This window comes from Maritalea sp. (genome assembly GCF_047634455.1).
GTDB lineage: Bacteria > Pseudomonadota > Alphaproteobacteria > Rhizobiales > Devosiaceae > Maritalea.
On the sequence record NZ_JBLIAI010000001.1, the window covers coordinates 51,578 to 73,473 of the forward strand.

Consider the following 21,896-nt stretch of genomic DNA (forward strand, 5'->3'; position numbering starts at 1 on the left):
AGAACGTTAGAATGGCGCAGGTCGAGTTGACCCGCGCCAAACCAATAAGTCAAACTAACCGCACCTATTGGGCAGCCATTTCAGCTTTGACCATGTCATATGCGGCTTGTCCATCAACGCCAGCAGCCGTCAATTCGCCAATAATTTTTGCTGTGACTTTTGCAGCAATTACAGCATAAGCGGCTTGATCTGCCTCAGAAGCCAGAGTGATTGAGTTATCTCCGGCAGCCTCGGTTGCAGCACGACCGATATTGTCGATCTCATCCCATGCAGCGCCAAGCATACGGCTTGCTGGTTCGCCAAACACTTTTTCTTCTAGTGCTTTTTGAATATCTGCTGGAAAACTATCGAAAGTTTCTTGGCTCATCAAAAACGCAAATGAACCACGGTAGAAACCACCAGGCATTTCATAAACGTTTTTAGCAACTTCGGTCAGCTTGAAGCCATCACGACCTTCATATGGCATGGCAACCGCATCGGCAGCGCCTGAAGCCAAAGTTTCGTAAACCTTTGGAGCTGGCACTTGAATACCAATCAGGCCAAGCTCTGCACCGACATCGCTAGAAACACCACCGCCGAGACGGGTTTTCAGGCCATTCAAATCTGCCAATGTTGTTACAGCTTTATTTGAGTGAATTTGCCCTGGCCCGTGCGTGGTGAGACCCATCAATTTAACGCCACGGTGCTCGTCAAGCTTTGAAAGATAAGCTTCGTGTACGCGCCAGTATGCAACTGAAGCTGCTTCTGCGTTACCTTCATAGCCTGGAAGTTCGATCAGTTTTGTGCCAACAAAACGGCCGGGCTGATAGCCGTGAAAAATGATGGTCATGTCAGCCGCGCCATCCATCACCAAATCCATTTGAGCTGGTGGTGGGGCAAGGCCAAGTTTAACTTCAGCGGTCACCCTGCCATCCGTTGCATCTTCGATCATTTTAATCAGGTTTGGCCACATAATGGCGTTGATGCCGTGCCCTGGACCCGTCCAGCTAGAAATGGTCAGCGTGTATTCCGCCGCAAAAGCACTGGTACTTGCTGTGATTGCAACAGCTGCTGCCGCTGCGAGTTTAATAAATTTGTTCATTACTACCTCCCTGAATGAACTATTCCCAAATTAATCACTCCATTGTGGGAGCAACCGTTTCGATATTGCAAGATAATTATCATGTTAATTATCTCGTAGGCCCTTTATTCCGCCAACCAGCAAATCCGTTGCCAAATCCGCGTAATCCGATCGCGTCATGCCTTTGCCTTTTCTGTACCAAAGGTAAAACCAGTTCAGCATGCCAAACAGCGACATTGTGACCGGCCGCAGCATCTCTTCGCGTGTCTCAAAACACATCGGAGAAATTGCATTGATGGCATCAGAAAGTGTAACTACCAAACGCCTTTGCAGGTCAGCGAGTGTTTTTTGGTTATGCTTTGGTAAAGAGACTGTTGCTTCCAACTGTAGCTTATGCTCAGCATCCGCATCGCGATATTGCGTGAGTATCGCATGCACAAGATTGCGTAAATGCTGCTCCGGATTGGTCACAGGGTGAACAGAATCAACCGCATCTACCAGGTCTTGAAGATGGGTGAGAATAATATCGTAAAGCAGTGCTTCTTTGCTTTGATAATAGTGATAAATCAAAGCCTTAGAAACACCGCATTCCAGCGCCAACTGGCTCATGGAAGAACGATCAAATCCGTTTTTGGCAAAGAACTTCGCCGCCGTTTTCAAAATGGCGAGGCGCTTTTCTTCGTGATCTTTGGCGATCGTGCGAACCACTAGCCTTGCCCCTTTTCTCGGTTGTCAATAACACGGACAGCCTTGCCTTCAGATCGTGGCACACCGCCTGGCGACTTAACAAACACTTGGGCTGACACACCGATATTATCTTTAATCTTTTTCGCCAGTTTTTTGCTGGCGGCCATGCGCACCTCATCAGATGCCGCATCGGGGGTTGCCTCCACATGTACGATCATGCCGTCCATGCGCCCTTCGTGGATCCGTTCAATTTGGAAATGCGGGGCTAAGCCGGAAACGGCCAAGACCTGCACTTCGACCTGGGTTGGAAACACGTTTACGCCGCGCAAAATGATCATATCGTCAGAACGACCAGTTATCTTTTCCATCCGGCGCATGGAGCGAGCGGTACCCGGCAACAATCGTGTTAAATCGCGGGTGCGGTAACGAATGATTGGCAATGCCTCTTTGGTCAGCGAAGTGAAAACCAATTCGCCTTCTTCGCCATCTGCCACCAATTCACCCGTTTCTGGATTGATGATTTCAGGATAAAAATGGTCTTCCCAAATGTGCAAACCGTCTTTGGTTTCAACGCATTCGTTTGCGACGCCCGGGCCCATCACTTCAGAGAGCCCATAAATATCTACCGCATGCATGTCGAAAGCGTTTTCAACTTCTTTGCGGGTTTCGTTTGTCCAGGGCTCTGCGCCAAAAATACCGACCTGCAATGAACTCTCACGCGGGTCGAAACCCTGTTTGCGGAACTCGTCCAAAATGGCCAACATATAAGACGGCGTGACGGTTATTGCGTGAGGTTGGAAATCTTGAATTAGCTGCACTTGGCGCGATGTCATGCCGCCAGAAATCGGCACCACAGAACAGCCCAAGGCCTCCGCGCCATAATGCGCGCCCAGACCGCCTGTGAACAATCCATAGCCATAAGCGTTATGCAGAATATCGCCTTTGCGCACCCCCGATGCGCGCAATGAACGCGCAACAACAGACGACCATGTATCGATATCGTTCTTGGTGTAGCCGACCACGGTGGGCTTGCCAGTTGTGCCCGATGAGGCGTGGATGCGGCTGACCTGCTCACGCGGCACAGCAAACATGCCGAACGGATAATTGTCTCGCAGGTCCGTCTTTACCGTAAAGGGAAACTTTGAGAGGTCCGATAGGCTCTTCAAATCATCAGGATGCACGCCTGCATCATCAAACTGTTTCTTGTAAAACGGCACATTGTTGTAGGCATGGACCAGTGTCGATTTCATCCGTTGCAACTGCAATGCAGAAATCTCATCGCGTGAGGCGATTTCAATTGGATCGAGATCCGCTTTGTTTGGTGTTAGATCTTTCATTTGTTCCCCCTACACACGCTCGAGCATCAAGGCGATGCCTTGGCCAACGCCGATGCACATGGTGCATAGCGCGCGTTTTGAACCTGTGTTGACCAATTCAATCCCCGCCGTTAGCGCCAAGCGCGCACCGGACATGCCGAGGGGATGACCCAGCGCAATCGCGCCGCCATTTGGATTGACGAAATCAGCGTCGTCGGCCACGCCCAATTGGCGCAACACGGCAATGCCCTGCGAGGCAAACGCTTCGTTCAATTCAATGATGTCCACGTCTGTGATTTTAAGACCTAATCGCTCTAGCAGTTTTGTTGAGGCTGGCGCCGGGCCGATACCCATAATGCGAGGCTCAACGCCTGCCGTTGCCAATCCTGTGATTTTGGCTTTTGGTGTTAGACCGTATTTATCGACCGCTGCTTTTGAAGCAATAATGATCGCAGCCGCACCATCATTCACCCCAGATGCATTGCCTGCGGTGACAGAACCGCCTTCGCGGAAAGGGGTGCCAAGTGAGGCTAGTTTTTCTAGCGTACTTGCCCGCGGATGTTCATCTTGTGAAAAGACAATTGGGTCGCCCTTGCGCTGACGGATTTCCACCGGAACTATTTCTTGCGCTAGCCGGCCAGAGGCAATCGCCTTGGCTGCACGTTCTTGAGAACGGAATGCAAATGCGTCTTGATCTGCACGCGAAACGTTGAAGTCTTTTGCAACATTCTCGCCCGTTTCGGGCATTGAATCTATGCCATATTGCTTCTTCATTAGCCTGTTGACGAAACGCCAACCGATAGTCGTGTCGTAGATTTCTGCATTGCGCGAAAAGGCTGTGTCAGCTTTTGGCATAACGAACGGCGCACGGCTCATGCTTTCAACGCCACCCGCCAAAATCACCTCCGCCTCGCCAGCCTTAATGGCGCGGGCGGCCATGCCCACAGCGTCCAGGCCCGAACCGCACAAACGGTTGATAGTGGTACCTGAAACAGAAACGGGCAACCCCGCCAACAATGTCGCCATGTGGGCGACGTTGCGGTTATCTTCGCCTGCCTGGTTGGCGCACCCCATATAACAATCATCAATTGCGGATGGATCGAGATTGGGGGCCGCTTCCATGGTTTTCTTGATCACATAGGCAAGCATGTCGTCTGGACGCACCGCTGCGAGTGTGCCGCCAAAGCGGCCAATCGGCGTTCTAAATCCTTCACACAAGTAGGCTTCGTTCACGCCTCAATCTCCGTAAAATGTGTACCCTTGATGGTGCGCGAATGGCCGCGAAAATGAGCCAGTGCTTCATCGTTTTGATTTGTTATCGTCACGTCATAAATGCCGGAGCGCCCGGACTTGCTCACTTCAACCGCTTTGGCGGTGAGTACATCATCTAGTTTGCCGGGTGCGGCATAGGTAATCGAATTTTGGTGGGCGACAGCCAATTGATTGTAGCTGTTACACGCGAAAGCAAACGCACTGTCCGCCAGCATGAAAACATAGCCACCGTGGCAAATTTTGTGTCCGTTCAAATGCTCTTCGCCGATGGTCATCGTTAGGGTTGCCGAACCGACGCCAATTTCGACGAGCTTCATGCCCACACGCTGCGACGCGCTATCGTTTTCCCACATAGTGCTTGCGGATTTTTGGGCGCGCTCTTGTGGCGTCATCATTCGACACCGCCAAAATTTACAGGCCGCTTATCCAAAAACGCGCTAACGCCTTCGGCATAGTCTTTTGACCGGCCACAACGGCCTTGCATTTGCGCTTCCACGTCCAAATGCTCATCAAGCGAATGATCAAACGAGGTTTGCAACGCCTGTTTCATCATGCCCAAGCCAAAAGTTGCGCCTTCAGCCATTTGCGCGGTGACTTTACGTGCCTCTGCCATCAGCTCTTCGTCTGGAATTGCTTGCCAAATCATGCCCCACTCAACCGCTTGCTTTGCGGGCACAGGGGTGGCGGTCATGCATATATATTTGGCGCGCGCTTCGCCAATAAGCCGTGGCAAAATCCAGCTACCGCCTGCGTCTGGCACTAAGCCCACTTTGGCGAACGATTGGATGAATTTTGCTTTTTCTGATGCAAGGACGATGTCACACCCGAGCGCTATATTGACACCAGCCCCTGCGGCCACTCCGTTCACGGCGCAGATAATCGGCTTATTGATGGAGCGAATGAGTTTAACCAGCGGATTGTAAAACGTCGAAATCGTCGTGAACAAATCTGGCGGCGACGTCATTTTTCGTGGATCACGTGCATCCAAATCTTGCCCCGCGCAAAAGCCACGACCAGACCCTGTGAACAAAATGGCGCGAATTGCATTATCAGCTTTTGCGTCATTGAGCGCCACTTGCAGCGCACCGTGCATTTCATCATTAAACGCATTCAACCGATCCGGTCTATTCAGCGTAATTTCTACCCAACCATCGGTTTTGGTGACAATAATCGTGTCGCTCACCTGGTTCTCCCTGAAATATCTCGAGTAATTTTCGAGACTTACTTCCCATGTGAATTTTAGCTTTACATAAACCGACTGGTTGGTCAATATATGATGAGAATTTGATGTTTCGACTTTTGGGGGAATGATATTGTCGAGTGTTGTTAGTGTTGAATTGCGGGGCGATATTGCCCTAGTGGAAATCAACAACCCACCCGTAAATGCAACTGGCATTGCTGTGCGCAAGGGATTGCTGGACGCCGTTGCAATGGCAGAATCAGCAAATGCGAAGGCTGCGATTGTTTATTGCGCGGGCCGCACGTTCGTTGCGGGTGGGGACATATCCGAGTTCGGCAAACCACCGCAAAAACCAGACTTGCCTGATGTCTATCAGATCATTGAGGATAGCTCTGTTCCTTGGATCGCCGCGACCCATGGCACCACGCTCGGTGGCGGCTTTGAATTGGCGATGGCTTGTGATTTCCGCTTGGCGCAAAAGGGCACATTGTTTGGATTACCTGAAGTCAATCTTGGCCTCGTTCCGGGTGCTGGCGGCTCACAACGCTTGCCGCGCCTCATTGGCGTTGAAGCTGCGGTTGAGCTGGCCACAACAGGACAGTTGATTGACGCGCAAAAGCTGTATGAGCTTGGCGGTCTTGATTTGGTTTTCGAAGGCAATCCTGTTGAGGCCGCATTGGCGTTTGCCCAAAACCTGCCAACACCGCTTGCTGGTCTGAGCAAAAGAACACCCGCTGCCGTTGCTGAAGATTTCTTTGCTACAAAGCGTCAAGAAATCACCAAACGTGCCAAAGGCCAAACTTCACCTATCGACAATTTAAACGCAACTGAATGGGCCGCGACGTTGCCTTTCATTGAAGGACAACAAAAAGAACGCGCGCTGCATCTTGAATTACGCGACAGTGCACAATCCAAAGCGCTGCGGCATGCCTTTTTCTCTGAACGGGCTGTGAGCAAACCCAAAGCCATAAAGGGCGGCACCCCGCTTGAGATCAAAAACATCGCCGTTGTGGGCGGTGGCTTGATGGGCGCAGGCATTGCCTTTGCATGTTTAATGGCCGGATATGATGTGACCCTGATCGAGCGCGACCAAGATGCCACTGATGCAGGACGCGACCGGGTTGAAGACCTGATTACCGGCGGTGTGAAGCGCGGGAAAATCTCGGACGACAAGGCGGTCAAACTTAGAAACGCTCTGGTTGCGTCTGCCGATTACGCTGCGTCCGCAAATGCTGATTTGGCGATTGAAGCGGTATTTGAAGATTTGGGCGTGAAACAGCAAGTCTTCCAATCGCTTGCCGCCAATATGAGCGAAAATGCGATTTTGGCGACCAACACCTCCTACATCGATCCAACGCAGATTTTTAAGGGCATAGCCAATCCATCTCGGTTCATCGGTCTGCATTTCTTTTCCCCAGCACACATCATGAAGCTCTTGGAAATTGTACAGCTCCCAAGCACGTCAAAAGACGTGTTGGCCACTGGTTTTGATTTGGGCAAACGCTTGCGCAAGGTTGGTGTTTTATCGGGTATTTGCGACGGGTTCATCGGCAATCGCATCCTCTCCGCCTATCGCCGCCAAGCCGACTATTTGCTGATGGATGGCTGCACGCCAAAACAGATTGATGAGGCGATGCGCGGCTTTGGCATGCCAATGGGCCCCTATGAACTGCAAGACCTCACGGGCTTGCAAATTTCTTGGGCCAACCGCAAGCGCCAAGCCCCAACCCGCGCGCCAGATGAGCGCTATGTGCGGATTGGCGATTTGCTGTGCGAGGCTGAGCGTTTTGGCCAGCGCAGCCAAAAAGGTTGGTACGCCTATGTTGAAGGCGACCGCAAACCGCACGAAGATGCATTCGTCACTGACTTAATCACGCAACAATCCAAAGATGCTGGCATTGAACGCCGGTCGTTTACCGATCAAGAAATCGTGGACCGATTGCTCGCAGTGATGATCAATGAAGGGGCGCTGATTGTTGAGGAAGGCATCGCCGAACGTGATCTCGACGTCGACTTGGTCAAAATTCACGGCTACGGCTTCCCGCGCTGGCGCGGCGGGCCGATGCACTATGCTACTGAAATCGGCATGGATCGCGTAAAGATAATCATGGCTGATGTTGCCACACAAAGCCCGAACAGCTGGCGTTTGGCAGAGCGGTTGAAATGAGCGAACTTGAGCGCAAAATGATTGAAGGGTTCGACCTCACAAATCCTCCAGCAGGATTTGTTGAGGACCCGTTTCCTTATTACCAAGCGCTGTTAAAACATGCGCCGGTTTGTTCGCAACCAGATGGCTCCTTCATTCTGACACGATATGCGGACTTGGACCGAATTTACCGCGACACGACCCTATATTCTTCGGACAAAAAACAAGCATTTTTGCCAAAATTTGGTGACGATGCACCGCTTTACGAACATCACACCACCTCGCTTGTGTTTAACGATCCGCCATTGCACACGCGGGTGCGCAAGATCATGGTTGGCGCGCTGAATGCACGTGCAATTGCCAACATGGAACCGGGGCTGGTCGATACTATCGACATCCTCTTGGAAGATATGGCGGACAAATCTGAGGTCGACTTGATTGAAGATTTTGCCAGCAAAATTCCCATTCAAATTATCGGCAATATGTTTGATATGCCGATGGCCGATCGGGAACCATTGCGTGATTGGTCGCTGGCGATTTTGGGGGCATTGGAACCGACGTTGACGCCTGAACAATTGGCAGTTGGCAACAAGGCAGTGGTGGATTTCAAAGCCTATTTGAAAGACCTCGCGGATCACCGTCGCAAGCATCCGGGCAATCCCGAAACTGATGTTTTGACCCGCCTGATCGAGAGTGAAGAAGGTGAACTGTCCGAAACCGAATTGTTGCAAAACTGCATTTTCATTCTCAACGCTGGACACGAAACCACCACAAATTTGATCGGCAATTCGTTGGCCGCGTTGCATGAGTTTCCGGGCCAAAAGTACGCGCTCAAGTCCAATCCAGACATCATCAAAACTGGGGTCGATGAGTTTTTGCGCTATTTGTCGCCCAACCAATTGGGCAATCGCGAAACAACTGCTGACATTGAAATTGATGGCATCAAGATTCCAAAAGGCAGCAATTTGCATTTGGTGATAGGCGCTGCAAACCGAGACCCAGCGCAGTTTGAAGATCCGGACGAATTAAAACTCATGCGCAAACCCAATCGACATTTGGCTTTTGCGGGCGGCCCACATTTGTGCGTCGGGTTTTCGCTTGCCCGCATGGAGGGTCGCATTGCGGTCAACAGCTTCCTCAAACGATATCCAAATTACAAATTGATCGGCAAGGCAGAAATCGGCGGGCGTTTGCGCTTCCGTGGATATGCAAAATTGCCGGCGACACTAGACTAGGGGTTTATAACAATGACATTGATGCAACTGGAAAGCTTTACTGCTGGCCAATGGGTGGGACCATCTGGCAAGACACGCAAAATCTGTTCTGCCGTAACCGGCGAAGAAATTGCAGTGGCCGGATCAGACGGTTTGGACTTTCAAGCAATGGTCGACTACGCCAAGCAAAAAGGTGGCCCTGTACTGCGGGCTATGACGTTCCACGATCGGGCGCGGATGCTTAAGGCGGTGGCGACATATCTGAACGAACGCCGTGAACCGCTATACGAACTTTCTTATAAAACAGGCGCTACCTTAGCCGACAGCAAAGTCGACATTGATGGTGGCATCGGTACCATGTTCGTTTACGCTTCCAAAGGGCGTCGTGAAATGCCGGATGGGCATATTTATCCTGACGGTGACCTTGAAGTTTTGTCGCGCAACGGCACCTTTTTGGGTCAGCATTATTGCACGCCTTTGCTTGGCGTGGCGGTGCACATTAATGCGTTCAACTTTCCCATGTGGGGTATGTTGGAAAAACTCGCGCCGACTTTGCTTGCGGGTGTTCCGGCCATCGTGAAACCCGCAACTTCCACATCATACCTCACCGAGGCATGTGTGAAATTGATGGTGGAAAGCGGCATTTTGCCGGACGGCGCAATTCAACTGATCATGGGCGGCACGGGCGATTTATTGGATCGGCTCGAGTGCCAAGACGTCGTGAGCTTTACCGGCTCCGCCAAAACGGCGTCTTATCTGAAATCTAATGACAATATTTTGAAAAACGGCGTGCGTTTTGTCGCTGAACAAGACAGCCTTAACGCCTCAGTGCTTGGCCCGGACGCGTCACCTGATACACCAGAGTTTGATCTGTTTATCAAAGAAGCGTCGCGCGAAATCACCGCCAAAGCGGGGCAAAAATGCACCGCCATTCGTCGGATGATGGTGCCGAATGAGCGGGTGAAAGACGTGATTGCCGCCATGAGTGCGCGGTTCGACAAAACTGTTATTGGTGACCCTGCGGCTGAAGGTACCCGCATGGGCGCCCTCGCCTCGCTGGATCAAAAACGGGACGTGCTGGAAAAGGCAGCTGAAATTGCCACCGAGTGCGAACTTGCCTATGGCGACCAAGATGCCGTGCAACTAAATGGCGAAGGTTTGGCCAATGGCGCATTTGTTTCACCGATGTTGTTCCATTGCAAGAACCCAGATACCGCAACTATCGTGCATTCAACAGAGGCCTTTGGTCCCGTTGCGACCGTGATGGGTTATCGTGACCTGAGCCACGCAATTGAGTTGATGAACAAAGGCGGCGGTTCGCTTGTGGCATCGGTGATCACTTATGACCCAAGCGTTGCGCAACAACTGACCATGGGCGCTGCCGCGTTTCATGGGCGGCTGTATTTCAACAACCGCGACAGCATGAAAGAATCTACGGGCCACGGCTCACCGCTGCCCCACATGGTGCATGGTGGCCCAGGTCGCGCAGGTGGCGGCGAAGAACTCGGTGGCGTGCGCGGCGTAACGCATTATATGCAACGTACTGCAATCCAAGGCAGCCCGGATTTGCTCACCGCAATTGGTGGTACATATGTGAAAGGCGCGAAATTTATCGAACCGCCAGCGCATCCGTTCACCCGCACATTCAACGAGTTGCAAATTGGTGAAACGGTGCACACCGCTTCGCGTAAGGTGACGTTGGAAGACATTGAGCATTTCGCCCATTTCACTGGCGACACCTTTTATGCGCACATGGATGAAGAAGCGGCGGCGGCCAACCCGTTCTTTCCGGGTCGCGTGGCCCACGGTTATTTGCTCTTGAGCTTTGCAGCGGGTCTATTTGTTGAGCCAAATCCGGGCCCAGTTTTGGCCAATACGGGCCTTAACGATCTGAGCTTTCAAAAACCGGTTAGTGCAGGTGATGAAGTGCGGGTAAGCCTGACCGTCAAACGCAAAACCATCCGAACAGACGAGTATGGCGAAGTGCGTTGGCACGTGAATATGTTCAACCAAGATGATGAACAAGTTGCCGAATACGAGCTTTTGACGATGGTGGCTTTTGAGCGTACATAGGAGTTTATGAACGCATCAAATACCCTTATTCAACCATTGATCGACCATCTGCATTCAGATGGTCGATTGCGCGTTTGGTCGGTGGTAATCACGATATTTGGCGACACGATACAACCGCATGGCGGCACCGTCGCCATGTCGGACTTGCAGACCATTCTGAGCGCAATGAATGTCGAAAACGGCGCACTGCGCACTGCAATGTCACGCCTGGCGAAAGAAGGCTGGGTCACCCGCGACAAGCAGGGTCGGCACAGCTTTTACAAACTTTCAAAAGCTGGGCTGAAGAGCTTTATCCCGGCAACGGAAAAAATCTACCGTGCCACCTATTCTCCTGATCCTAAGTCTCTGGTGATCGCGGTGGGACCGGATGTGATTGGGCATGCCCGCGAAGCCCAAAACGCATTGCTGGGTGCATTTGGTGGGTTGCAACTGCGCAACGGCGTCGGCTTTTTTGCCGACCCCAGCGCAAAAGTATTGAAGCAAATTGAAGATGCCGAGTTGCTGACAATTGAGAGCGATATCCAGAAACTACCCGATTGGGTGATTGATCGATTTGAACTGCATGAGCTGGCCGCAGACTATTTGGCGCTTATGGACCGCTTTGCAAAACTGGCAGCGGCAGGCAGTTCGTTGCAAACCCTGTCGCCGTTGGAAGCTTTGGCGGCACGCACCCTGTTGATCCACGAATGGCGGCGGCTCATTCTCAAACAACCGCCTTTACCAAAGCATCTATTGCCCAAGAACTGGCCTGGCGCTGAATGCCACAAAGTCGTCAGCGAAACCTATTTGGCGTTGTTGGCGCGCTCCGAAGATTGGTGGGAAGCCGAGCCCAAAAAAGCGGCACAAACCGAGTTGACGCGCCGCTTTCGCGCTTAGGCCAAAACCACGCACTCCCATTTTGTTCACAAGGATTCCGCAGGTTCACACTGAGCGGTGCTGCCGTTTGGTGATTTCACAAAGCTAGAGACGTTGGTCGGGTTTGGGCCCCACCCCACCCTTAATCCCTCCCCATCAAGGGGAGGGAAATTGAGCCTGGATTAGCGTTCTAGCATTTAACATGGTGATGTTTTTGGTTGGTTCACGATGGTGGCCCCACCACATACTCATCTCCAATAATAAACTGACCGAGCTGGCCAAACAAGTTTCCCTCCCCTTGATGGGGAGGGATTAAGGGTGGGGTGGGCGTCACACTCGGCGCCAAAAAACCATCAGTCTTCGATGTAGGCAAAAACGCCGGAAGAAGACGTCGCGACCTTCTCGCTGCCCTCCGCAAAAATGTCCACGCGAGTTGTTGCCATGCGCTTGCCGTTTGAGAGCACGCTGACTTTGTAAACAACATTGCCTTCGGGCAAAGGCCGCATAAAATTGGTGGCCATATTAACGGTCACACAGTTGCGAAAACGCCCGTTCAAATAGCTAAGCGCCAAAAAGCTTACTGTGTCAGATCCTGCCATCAACGCCTGCCCGCTGACCAAACCGCCATCCGGGCCACGGTGCCGCAAGATTTTCTCAGTCGCTGGCATGATGAATTGCGTTGTCGCTTCATCTAGCGCCAACACTTTGATTCCCAACTCCTGCACCCAAGGGGCGCAGATCTCGACAATCAAATCCTCCAGCTGAGCCGCATTCAAGCGATTTTCCATCCCCAAAACTCCGATATGTTACAAAATTTACTTGATATGTGAATTTTCGTCACTTATTGTTAGCAGCAAGAGAGGGGAATGCCAATATGTATTCACAAGGATTGATCGGCGCAGATGGCGCCACAGCGGAAACTGAAGAGTTTCTGGCAGCCTTTCAGGCGCGCATAGATCGGGAAGAAAAAATCGAACCGAACGATCCGATGCCTGAGGGTTATCGCAAAACGTTGGTTCGCCAGATCGGCCAACATGCGCATTCTGAAATTGTCGGCATGTTACCTGAGGGTAACTGGATTACCCGCGCCCCATCATTGCGCCGCAAGGCTGCATTGCTGGCAAAAGTGCAAGATGAAGGTGGTCACGGATTGTACCTCTACTCCGCTGCTGAAACGCTTGGCGTTACGCGGGAACAAATGACTGAGGAACTGCTTTCCGGCAAAGCCAAATACTCGTCGATCTTCAATTATCCGACCCCAACTTGGGCGGATATGGGCACCATCGGGTGGTTGGTCGATGGCGCAGCCATTATGAACCAAATTCCCTTGTGTCGTTGTTCTTACGGCCCTTATGCACGGGCGATGATCCGCGTATGCAAAGAAGAGAGTTTCCACCAACGTCAAGGCTATGAGCTTTTGATTTCCTTGTGCAATGGCACCAAGGAGCAAAAAGACATGGCACAAGATTCGATCAACCGCTGGTGGTGGCCATCCTTAATGATGTTTGGCCCGCACGACGCAGAATCTAGCCATTCTGAGCAATCGATGAAATGGAAAATCAAACGGTTCTCCAACGATGAGCTGCGCCAGAAATTCATCGATGCGACCATTCCGCAGGCAAAATACCTTGGCCTGACGGTGCCGGATCCTGACCTTAAATGGAACCCAGAGAAAAACGGCGGCAAAGGCGGCTATGACCACGGCGAAATCAACTGGGATGAGTTTTGGCATGTTGTAAAAGGCCACGGCCAAATGAACCGCGATCGCATTAAAGCGCGCAAAAAAGCATGGGACGACGGGGAATGGGTGCGCGACGCAGCGCTTGCCCACGCCGAAAAACGTGCCGCACGCAAAACCCAACAAGCCGCTGAATAGGGAGAATTTTAATGTCAAAAGAAACACCACTTTGGGAAGTCTTCGTTCGCCCCCGCAACGGTTTGTCCCACAAACATTGTGGTTCGCTACACGCGGCCGATGAAGTAATGGCGTTACAAGCTGCTCGCGATACATATACGCGGCGCGGCGAAGGTCTATCTATTTGGGTTGTGCCGTCAAAATCCATTTTTGCGTCTGACCCTGATCAGACCGCTGAAAACTTTGACCCAAGCGTTGATAAAGTCTATCGCCACCCGACATTTTACGACATTCCTGACGAAGTGGGGCACATGTAATGTCACAGGCTTTGTTCAATGCCCTGCTCGAACTTGGGGATGATCACTTGATCCTTGGGCATCGGGTTTCTGAGTGGTGTGGCCATGCGCCATTGCTCGAGGAAGATTTGGCGATGCCCAATATGGCGCTCGACAATATCGGCGCGTCACGCAACCTTTACACCTATGCTGGTGTTGTTGAAGGCAAAGGGCGTGATGAAGATCAGATCGCCTATTTGCGCCTCGACCGTGAATACAAGAACTGCTTGTTGGTGGAACGTCCAAACGAGGATTTTGCGCACACCATGCTCAAGCAGCTATTTTTCGCAGCCTTCATGGAGCCCTATTGGCAAGCAGCACTCTCATCGAGCGATGAAACAGTTCGCGGCATCGCGGGCAAGGCCGTCAAAGAGATGGCTTATCATATTCGCCACGCTGGCGAGTGGGTGATTCGGCTTGGCGACGGGACTGACGAAAGTGCTGAGCGCATGCGCGCGGCTGTTGAAGAAATGACGCCTTACGTGGAAGAGCTTTTCACCATGTCAGAGGATGCCCAAGCCTGTGCCGAGAATGGCATATTGCCAGATCGCAAAGCAATTCGCCTGCATTGGAACCAAACGATTTCCAACATCTTTGATCAAGCGTTGCTTGAATTGCCAGAGGTGAAATTTCCACAGTTGGGTGGTCGCACAGGACATCACGGTGAAGAAATGGGTTTCCTCTTGTCGCAGCTGCAATACGTGCAACGCGCCTATCCGGGCATGAGCTGGTAGATAATGGAGCAACTTCATCCCTCTGACTTGAAACGTGATCCAGAATCTCAAAAGGCGTGGGACGCTGCATCAGTTGTGCCTGACCCTGAATTGCCATGTGTCAATGTGGCCGAGTTGGGGATATTGCGCGATGTGCAAATGATCGCCGGGCAGGCAGTGGCTTATGTCACCCCCACATATACGGGATGCCCAGCGGTTTTGGCCATTGAGTTGGAGATTGAAGTTGCCTTACGCAATGCAGGATTTGATCCCAAAATTGAGCGGGTGATTTCGCCCGCTTGGACAACCGACTGGATCAGCGATGTGGGCCGCGAAAAACTGCGCACCTATGGCATTGCCCCGCCGGTCAATGGATCAAATTCTAAACTCGCTCTGTTCGGCGAGACCATTGTTGCTTGTCCACAATGCGGCAGTGAAAACACCGAAAAACTATCCGAATTTGGGTCGACAGCCTGCAAAGCACAATATCGCTGCAAAGACTGTCTTGAACCCTTTGATTATTTCAAATGTATCTAAGGTCGAAAAAAGCATGGCACCCAAATTTCACGAACTTGCGATTTGCAAAATTGAAGCGCTGACTGATGACGCCAAAACGATCAGCTTTCAAATCCCCAAAGGTTTGAAAAGTGATTATGCGTTCACGCCCGGCCAATATTTGACTTTGCGGGCAGATGTTGATGGCAAAGATGTGCGCCGGTCCTATTCCATTTCCTCGCCACTCGGGGGGCGCGAACTAACCGTCGGCATTAGAAAAGTCGACGACGGAGTGTTCTCTAGCTTTGCGACCAACAGTTTGCAAGTTGGGCAGTCATTACAGGTGATGACACCTGAAGGTCGTTTCACCGCCAAAGTTGGTGCAAGCAAACAAGCATTGTTGATTGCCGCCGGATCGGGCATCACACCTATGATGTCGATCGCCCAATCCTTGCTGGAAGGCGACGACGAAGCGAATGTGACTTTGGTTTATGGCAACCGCGAAACCAAATCGATCATGTTCCGCGAACAGCTTGAGTTCTTGAAAGATCGGTTCATGGACCGCTTCACGATCATCCATATCCTGAGCCGTGAAGACCAAGACATTCCGATTTTGAACGGCCGTATTGATGGCAACAAGATCAAAGCGCTTAACAATGCGTCGGCAATCGACTTGGCCGCAGCAGATGGCATCTACATTTGCGGACCCGGCGAAATGATAGAAGCGATCCGCGCCACCTGCGAAGAAATGGGCGTTGCAAAGTCCAACGTTCACTTTGAACTGTTCACCCCCGCTGATGGACAAGAACCACGCAAAGCACCGACCAAGGAAATGCTGGAAGCCGCAGAGCAAGGCGTCTCGGTTGAAATCATATTGGATGGGTCTAGGCGCAGCTTCAAACTCACCGACGCGAATGAAACCGTGTTGGAAGCAGCCAACAGACACGGGCTTGAACTGCCATTCTCATGCAAGGGCGGCATGTGCTGCACTTGCCGTTGCAAAGTGGCAAACGGTAGCGCCGAGATGGCGGTCAATTATTCGCTAGAGCCTTGGGAAATTGAAGCCGGATTTACGCTCGCCTGTCAGGCACGACCAACCAGTGACAATCTCACTTTGGATTTTGACGAGCTTTAAACTCGGGCTAGTTTTGGCTGTTCCACATGGCGCATAACGGTTAATTTCTCGTTATGTTGCCCACCCCTCCCCGGCCCTCCCCATCAAGGGGAGGGAGAAGGTAGTGCACCAAGAATGAGCTAGCCTGGCAAGCATGCCCGCCATACTCTGCCGAATGGGGACACCAGCAAAACCCACAAATTGCGTCGCCAAATTCTGCTTCGTTTCCCGCCCCTTGATGGGGAGGGAGAAGGTAGTGCACCAAGAATGAGCTAGCCTGGCAAGCATGCCCGCCATACTCTGCCGAATGGGGACACCGGCAAAACCCACAAATTGCATCGCCAAATTCTGCTTCGTTTCCCTCCCCTTGATGGGGAGGGATTAAGGGTGGGGTGCTTTAGCCAAAACTTACGCCTCAAGCCGCTTCTGCGAGCGCCTTCTTGTACTTTTCAAGCGCTGCTTCTTTCACCAGACCATACCCCTTGACCATATCAACCAGCGCAGCTTTTTCCAGCGCAGCAGCATGGTTGTCAGCGTTTAAATTGTCAGCCAGCATGGTGACAAGATGAATGTAGTCGTTGCGCAATTGGCGTTCATCGCGACGATCTTTCGCCCAACCAAACACATCCAGTGCAGATCCCCGCAAGGGGCGCATGGCGTTGAGCATTTTCAATGTCGGCAAGGCAATAGCGCCCGGAATTGCAAACTTCTTTGGGCGACCGTTTGGCTCTTTGACCCAGTTGAGCATCGGTGGGGCCATATGAAAAGTCAGCTTGCCGCCTTGTTTGAAACGGGTTTGAGCTTTGCTCAGGTGCGTTGTTTCAAGGTGCAAGCGGGCAACCTCATACTCGTCCTTATACGCCATCACGCGCGACAGTTGATGCGCGACCACCTCGCTAAGGCCAACTTTGCCGATCGCATGCTCCGCTTCCATCACCTGCGCCATGACCGCTTGATACTGGCGTGCATAATCAGTGTTCTGGTATGCTGTCAAAAAGGCGGAGCGTTCTGCGATCAATTCTTCAAGCGTTTGTTCCAACTCAGCTGTGAAATCCTGCGCAAACAATTCTGGCTGGTCCGCAATTAGTCGGCCCAATTCGAATGCTTGCAAATTGGCTGCAATCGCTTTGCCATTCAGATGTACCGCGCGGCGGATGGCTTCCCCATCAAGCGGTATCCGACCCTTTTGCCAAGCCATACCGGTGAGCATCATGTTGGAAAACACGCTGTCACCGAACAATTGTACTGATAAGTCTGTGACATCAAACGCATCAATTTTTGCCGCATATTCTTTAAGCTTTTTAAGCCGAATCTCTTCTTGGAAATCTGCAAGTCCGCGCAACACAAAGTCAGCAGTTGGCAGAATCTTTGTGTTGGCGATGACGTGGGTTTTTTCAGTGGTCAACGTCGCCATCGGCTCAGCCATATTAGCGACCACCAGATCACAAGCGATCAGTGTATCCGCACACGCTTCATCGATCCGCACGGGTGTTTCGAGACCTGGCTTTTCCAGAATTTTGAGGTGTGAGATCACCGCGCCGCCTTTTTGCGCGAAACCCATAAAATCAAGAACCGAAGCGCCTTTGCCTTGCAAATGCGCGGCCATCGCCAACACGGCGCCAACGGTGACAACGCCAGTCCCGCCAATTCCGGTGATCAATATCTCGCCGGTTTTACCAAATTTTGGCTCTGGCAATGACGTGACATGTGACAATAAATGGTTGCGACGGTTCGTATCGCCTGTTGCTTTTTCTTCTTCACCTTCAATGGTGACAAAGCTTGGGCAAAACCCTTCAACACAAGAAAAGTCTTTGTTGCAAGACGACTGATCGATTGTCCGTTTGACGCCCCATTTGGTCTTTACCGGGCTAACTGAAATACAATTAGATTGTACCGAGCAATCACCACAGCCTTCGCAAACAGAGGGGTTGATGAACACCCGTTTTTTCGGATCCTCAATAAGTCCGCGTTTGCGTTTGCGGCGTTTTTCCGTGGCACAGCCTTGGTCAAACACCAGCGCTGTTACGCCTTTGATGCCCTTCAATTCTTCTTGCACGGCATCAAGGTTTTTACGGTGATCAATGCTCAAACCTTCGCCGCGCATCAAATCCCAGTGGAAGCGTTTGGGATCATCACTAACCAGCGCGATGCGTTTTATGCCTTCGGCACGGATTTGTGCGATGAGTGTTTCAACGCTGAGCTCACCATCCACATCCTGCCCGCCAGTCATAGCCACCGCATGGTTGTATAGAATTTTGTAAGTGACATTTGTTTGCGCGGCAATTGATTGGCGTATGGCCAACAGCCCAGAGTGGAAATAGGTGCCATCACCCAAATTCTGAAAGATGTGCTCGCGGCCCGTATAGGGCGACATGCCGATCCAATTGACCCCTTCACCGCCCATTTGCACAATGCCATTTGTCTCGCGCCCCATCCATGACGCCATGAAATGACAGCCGATGCCGGGCAGCGCTTTGCTGCCCTCGGGCAGCTTGGTTGAGCGGTTGTGTGGGCAACCTGAGCAAAAATAGGGTGTGCGGCGTGCCACGTCTAAGTCTTCAAGGTTTGCTGCAGGCAGGGCGGTAGGAGGTGTGCCCTTTAGGCCCAAAAATCTAAGGACGACCTGCACCAAAATCGAAGGTCGAAGCTCCCCAGCTTCGGGCAACAAAGGCGCACCATCAAGATCGCGCTTGCCGATGATCGAGAAGCGCTTGGCGTTCTGTTTGTTGAAGAAAAGTTCTTTGAGTTGGGTTTCAACGACCGAGCGTTTTTCCTCAACCACCAACAGCTTATCGGCGTCTTGTAGGAACGTCTCATACCCCGTTGGCTCAATCGGCCAAACAAGACCGACCTTATAAACGCCAATCCCTGCACGCTTGGCAGCGGCTTCGGTCAGACCAAGTCTTTTCAACGTTTCGATTAGATCGGCATAAGCTTTTCCCACCGCGACAATTGCAGTTTTTGGCTTTTTCGCACCAAACGCCGCTTTGTCGATGGGGTTGGCTTTTGCGAAAGCGCGCATCGCATCGAGCCGTGCGAGCAGTTTTTGCTCGAGCACCGGGCCAAAGCTGGTGGCTGGATCATGGTTCAAATCAAATGGTGGCGTATAGTCTTTTGGTTTTTTGAATGCACGTGGCGCAGGTACTTCAATCGCTGCACTAGCTTCAAGCACTTCGGAGACTGTTTTGAAGCCAATCCATGCGCCAGTGAAACGGGACGCCGCAAAACCATAAAGCCCAAATGGGATATAGTCCGCCACCCCTGCAGGGTGCAAAACTGGCATCATGAAATGCTCGGCCGCTTGGTCGGACTGGTGTGGCATGGATGAGGAAACGCAACCATGATCATCACCCAAGAACGCGATCACGCCGCCATGCTTTGACGTGCCCAGCGCATTGCCGTGCTTTAGCGCATCGCCAGATCGGTCGACTCCGGGGCCTTTACCGTACCAAATGCCAAACACACCATCCACGTTCACATCTGGGTCACTGGCGACCTCTTGGGTGCCTATGATTGCGGTTGCGGCCAAGTCTTCATTGATCGCAGGTTTGACCGTGATCTTATAATCGTCCAGCGCAGTTTTGGCTTTAAACATTGCTTGGTCGTAAGCGCCAAGCGGGGAACCGCGATAACCAGAAACAAACCCCGCTGTGTTCAACCCTGCGGCCAAATCGACCTTTGCTTGCTCAATGGGGATACGCACCAATACATCAGTGCCCGACAGAAAAACCCGCTGATTGGTTAAGCCATCGCGCAACTCATAATCTGGATATGCGAACACATTCGCATTCACCGGTGAAATATCCATAATATTCCCCTATTCCTTGGAGACCATTATCGCTCATTTTTCTTGACATATCTGATCAGATTGAGGCCATATGAACTTCAATAACGGTAAATTCGTTCACAACAGGCAGATAATTTGGTAGAACAGTTCAAGATTGATCAAATTGACGGCAAAATCTTAGATTTGCTGCAACAAAACAGCAGAATCTCCAACCAAGAGATTGCCAACCAAGTCGGCGCATCGGTCTCCTCTGTTTGGCGGCGCATAAATGCGCTTGAGGAAGCCAAGGTTATTCAGGGTTATGGGCTCACCGTTTCGCCCGAAAAAATGGGGTATAGCGAAACTATTTTGCTGCAGGTCAGCCTTGAGCAACACAATGACACGTACTTGGAAGAGTTCACGGAAATGGTGAACACGATCCCTGAAATATTGGAGTGTTACGCAACAACAGGTGAATATGATTATGTCATGAAAGTTCTGGCGACCGACATGCGGTCCTATCATCGGTTTTTGCGCAACAGTTTGATGAGTATGCCGTTTATTTCAAAGACTTTTTCGCAAGTTGTGATGGACAAAATCAAGTTTCAAAAAGTGATCCCGACAACAGCAGCGCAGAAGAAATAGATCAGCTAGTCTTTTGGCGGCGGGTCAATCGGCGCGCCAGCTTTACGCCAAGCGCCAAACCCGCCCTCGATATGCGCAACATTGTCAAAGCCCATATCTTTTGCAGTTTTTGTCGAGAGGGCTGATCGCCAACCCGCAGCACAAAAGAACAACAGTTTTTTGTCGGTTGCCAGTTCGGGCTTGTGATAGGGGCTTTGTGGATCAATCCAAAACTCGAGCATGCCGCGCGGCACATGAACTGCGCCGTGGATTTTGCCTTCGCGCTTACACTCACGCACATCACGCAGATCGACCAACAAAACATCGCCTGCTGCCACAACTTGCTGGGCCTGAGCCACCGTCAAAGTCTCTATGTCCGCCATTGCGGTTTCAACCAACTGCATTGCTGTTTTCATCAATAAATTTCCTATGCTGCTAGCACATCTGCCCACTCTTTGTGGCGCTTGAACTGAACCACAACATAGGGGCAAACCGGCCGAATTTTGCGCCCAATCTCGCGGGCAAACTCCACGCCGGCAACCACCAATTTTGCGGCGATGCCGCGCCCTTCAAAAGGTTTAGGCACGCCGGTGTGGTCGACAACCATAATGTCACCATGGCGAATGAAAGTCATTTCCGCTTGTTGCCCATCACCAAGGTCGGCGAAAAATCGTCCACGTTGATCATTTTCTTCAAATTGGATGTTAAGTTCTGGCGTCATTCTTTTTGTTTCCAAAGTGTATTCTTCGATCCATCTTAATATGGGATTGTGAGAGGCGACTATGGATAATTTGTGAAGTTCACTGATTGAAACAAAACGCAGTTCGAGGGATTCTTCGGAGATGCGCAGCTGCGGTTCATGATCAAGTTGCGCTGTGAACAATGAAAAATGGGTTTGCACCACATTGCCATCATCATATGCGCCAATGCTGCCCGGATTATCGAACAGTTTTACAAACTTGAGGTCCAACCCAATAAGACCGGTTTCCTCCTCCAACTCCCGCGCTGCGCACTCGAGCGGCGTTTCGCCATCGTCGGCCTTGCCACCGAGAAACGACCATTGGCCATTGTCACTGCGCCGCTCCAGTAAAACATGGTCTTTCAGAAAAACAGCGCACACAGAGCCAAGCGCTAGCGGCTGATTAATTGGCGGCGCATCTTCTAGCCGTTCAAAGAATTCCGCCATCTGTA

The 21,896-nt window shown here is 51.5% G+C and carries 20 protein-coding genes; 10 read left to right on the plus strand and 10 right to left on the minus strand.

All coding sequences use genetic code 11. From position 1 onward, the window contains the following. Positions 1 to 64: 64 nt before the first annotated feature. The 6 genes from ACJAZW_RS00265 to paaG all read right to left on the minus strand — a co-directional run bounded on the left by ACJAZW_RS00265 (position 65) and on the right by paaG (position 5,518). Complete coding sequence (locus tag ACJAZW_RS00265) at positions 65 to 1,081, minus strand: TRAP transporter substrate-binding protein (RefSeq protein WP_415154786.1); 1,017 nt, start codon at positions 1,079 to 1,081, stop codon at positions 65 to 67. A gap of 84 nt (positions 1,082 to 1,165) precedes the next feature. After that, entirely contained in the window at positions 1,166 to 1,768 is a 603-nt protein-coding gene (locus tag ACJAZW_RS00270) for a TetR/AcrR family transcriptional regulator (RefSeq protein ID WP_415154788.1), read from the minus strand. Further along, positions 1,768 to 3,084, minus strand: a complete 1,317-nt coding sequence (gene paaK, locus ACJAZW_RS00275; RefSeq protein WP_415154790.1) for a phenylacetate--CoA ligase PaaK — start codon at positions 3,082 to 3,084, stop codon at positions 1,768 to 1,770. The genes ACJAZW_RS00270 and paaK overlap by 1 nt, the downstream gene beginning before the upstream one ends. 9 nt (positions 3,085 to 3,093) lie before the next feature. After that, on the minus strand, positions 3,094 to 4,296 hold the full coding sequence (gene pcaF / locus ACJAZW_RS00280) for a 3-oxoadipyl-CoA thiolase (RefSeq protein ID WP_415154792.1): 1,203 nt from the start codon (positions 4,294 to 4,296) through the stop codon (positions 3,094 to 3,096). Next, the gene (gene paaI / locus ACJAZW_RS00285) at positions 4,293 to 4,730 is read right to left on the minus strand and encodes a hydroxyphenylacetyl-CoA thioesterase PaaI (RefSeq protein ID WP_415154794.1); all 438 of its coding nucleotides are present in this window, start codon (positions 4,728 to 4,730) and stop codon (positions 4,293 to 4,295) included. Before paaI ends, pcaF begins: the two co-directional genes overlap by 4 nt. Then, positions 4,727 to 5,518 carry a 2-(1,2-epoxy-1,2-dihydrophenyl)acetyl-CoA isomerase PaaG gene (gene paaG / locus ACJAZW_RS00290; RefSeq protein ID WP_415154796.1) on the minus strand — a complete coding sequence of 264 codons (792 nt, stop codon included), beginning with the start codon at positions 5,516 to 5,518 and terminating at the stop codon, positions 4,727 to 4,729. Before paaG ends, paaI begins: the two co-directional genes overlap by 4 nt. A 130-nt stretch (positions 5,519 to 5,648) precedes the next feature. On the opposite strand from paaG, the gene ACJAZW_RS00295 reads away from it, so the two are divergent. Genes ACJAZW_RS00295 through ACJAZW_RS00310 form a run of 4 tightly spaced genes read left to right on the plus strand, consistent with a single transcriptional unit; the run spans position 5,649 to position 11,824 of the window. Beyond that, the gene (locus ACJAZW_RS00295) at positions 5,649 to 7,682 is read left to right on the plus strand and encodes an FAD-dependent oxidoreductase (protein ID WP_415154798.1); all 2,034 of its coding nucleotides are present in this window, start codon (positions 5,649 to 5,651) and stop codon (positions 7,680 to 7,682) included. After that, positions 7,679 to 8,896 carry a cytochrome P450 gene (locus tag ACJAZW_RS00300; protein WP_415154800.1) on the plus strand — a complete coding sequence of 406 codons (1,218 nt, stop codon included), beginning with the start codon at positions 7,679 to 7,681 and terminating at the stop codon, positions 8,894 to 8,896. Before ACJAZW_RS00295 ends, ACJAZW_RS00300 begins: the two co-directional genes overlap by 4 nt. Before the next feature lie 12 nt (positions 8,897 to 8,908). Then, the gene (gene paaZ / locus ACJAZW_RS00305; protein ID WP_415154802.1) at positions 8,909 to 10,948 is read left to right on the plus strand and encodes a phenylacetic acid degradation bifunctional protein PaaZ; all 2,040 of its coding nucleotides are present in this window, start codon (positions 8,909 to 8,911) and stop codon (positions 10,946 to 10,948) included. 6 nt (positions 10,949 to 10,954) lie between these two features. After that, positions 10,955 to 11,824 carry a PaaX family transcriptional regulator C-terminal domain-containing protein gene (locus tag ACJAZW_RS00310; RefSeq protein WP_415154804.1) on the plus strand — a complete coding sequence of 290 codons (870 nt, stop codon included), beginning with the start codon at positions 10,955 to 10,957 and terminating at the stop codon, positions 11,822 to 11,824. A 332-nt stretch (positions 11,825 to 12,156) separates the two neighbouring features. Here the strand turns inward: ACJAZW_RS00310 and ACJAZW_RS00315 are convergent, their stop codons facing one another. Then, positions 12,157 to 12,591, minus strand: coding sequence for a PaaI family thioesterase (locus ACJAZW_RS00315; RefSeq protein WP_415154806.1), 435 nt, complete (start codon positions 12,589 to 12,591; stop codon positions 12,157 to 12,159). Between the two features lie 86 nt (positions 12,592 to 12,677). Here ACJAZW_RS00315 and paaA point away from each other — a divergent pair, with 86 nt between their 5' ends. Genes paaA through ACJAZW_RS00340 form a run of 5 tightly spaced genes read left to right on the plus strand, consistent with a single transcriptional unit; the run spans position 12,678 to position 16,336 of the window. After that, positions 12,678 to 13,679, plus strand: coding sequence for a 1,2-phenylacetyl-CoA epoxidase subunit PaaA (paaA, locus tag ACJAZW_RS00320; protein WP_415154808.1), 1,002 nt, complete (start codon positions 12,678 to 12,680; stop codon positions 13,677 to 13,679). Between the two features lie 11 nt (positions 13,680 to 13,690). Then, positions 13,691 to 13,975: a 1,2-phenylacetyl-CoA epoxidase subunit PaaB gene (paaB, locus tag ACJAZW_RS00325; protein WP_269392953.1), complete on the plus strand. Its 285-nt coding sequence runs from the start codon at positions 13,691 to 13,693 to the stop codon at positions 13,973 to 13,975. Then, positions 13,975 to 14,727 (plus strand): 1,2-phenylacetyl-CoA epoxidase subunit PaaC, encoded by a 753-nt coding sequence (gene paaC / locus ACJAZW_RS00330; protein ID WP_415154811.1) that lies wholly within the window; start codon positions 13,975 to 13,977, stop codon positions 14,725 to 14,727. The genes paaB and paaC overlap by 1 nt, the downstream gene beginning before the upstream one ends. A 3-nt stretch (positions 14,728 to 14,730) precedes the next feature. Continuing rightward, positions 14,731 to 15,243, plus strand: a complete 513-nt coding sequence (gene paaD, locus ACJAZW_RS00335) for a 1,2-phenylacetyl-CoA epoxidase subunit PaaD (RefSeq protein WP_415154813.1) — start codon at positions 14,731 to 14,733, stop codon at positions 15,241 to 15,243. A 13-nt stretch (positions 15,244 to 15,256) separates the two neighbouring features. Continuing rightward, the gene (locus ACJAZW_RS00340) at positions 15,257 to 16,336 is read left to right on the plus strand and encodes a 2Fe-2S iron-sulfur cluster-binding protein (RefSeq protein WP_415154815.1); all 1,080 of its coding nucleotides are present in this window, start codon (positions 15,257 to 15,259) and stop codon (positions 16,334 to 16,336) included. Between the two features lie 394 nt (positions 16,337 to 16,730). Here the strand turns inward: ACJAZW_RS00340 and ACJAZW_RS00345 are convergent, their stop codons facing one another. After that, the gene (locus ACJAZW_RS00345) at positions 16,731 to 20,123 is read right to left on the minus strand and encodes an indolepyruvate ferredoxin oxidoreductase family protein (RefSeq protein WP_415154817.1); all 3,393 of its coding nucleotides are present in this window, start codon (positions 20,121 to 20,123) and stop codon (positions 16,731 to 16,733) included. A 114-nt stretch (positions 20,124 to 20,237) separates the two neighbouring features. Between ACJAZW_RS00345 and ACJAZW_RS00350 the strand changes: the two genes are divergently transcribed. Beyond that, on the plus strand, positions 20,238 to 20,726 hold the full coding sequence (locus tag ACJAZW_RS00350) for an Lrp/AsnC family transcriptional regulator (protein ID WP_415154819.1): 489 nt from the start codon (positions 20,238 to 20,240) through the stop codon (positions 20,724 to 20,726). 5 nt (positions 20,727 to 20,731) lie between these two features. Here ACJAZW_RS00350 and ACJAZW_RS00355 read toward each other — a convergent pair whose 3' ends face one another. Continuing rightward, complete coding sequence (locus ACJAZW_RS00355; RefSeq protein WP_415154821.1) at positions 20,732 to 21,121, minus strand: rhodanese-like domain-containing protein; 390 nt, start codon at positions 21,119 to 21,121, stop codon at positions 20,732 to 20,734. Between the two features lie 11 nt (positions 21,122 to 21,132). Next, positions 21,133 to 21,891 carry an N-acetyltransferase gene (locus ACJAZW_RS00360; protein WP_415154823.1) on the minus strand — a complete coding sequence of 253 codons (759 nt, stop codon included), beginning with the start codon at positions 21,889 to 21,891 and terminating at the stop codon, positions 21,133 to 21,135. Positions 21,892 to 21,896 lie beyond the last annotated feature (5 nt).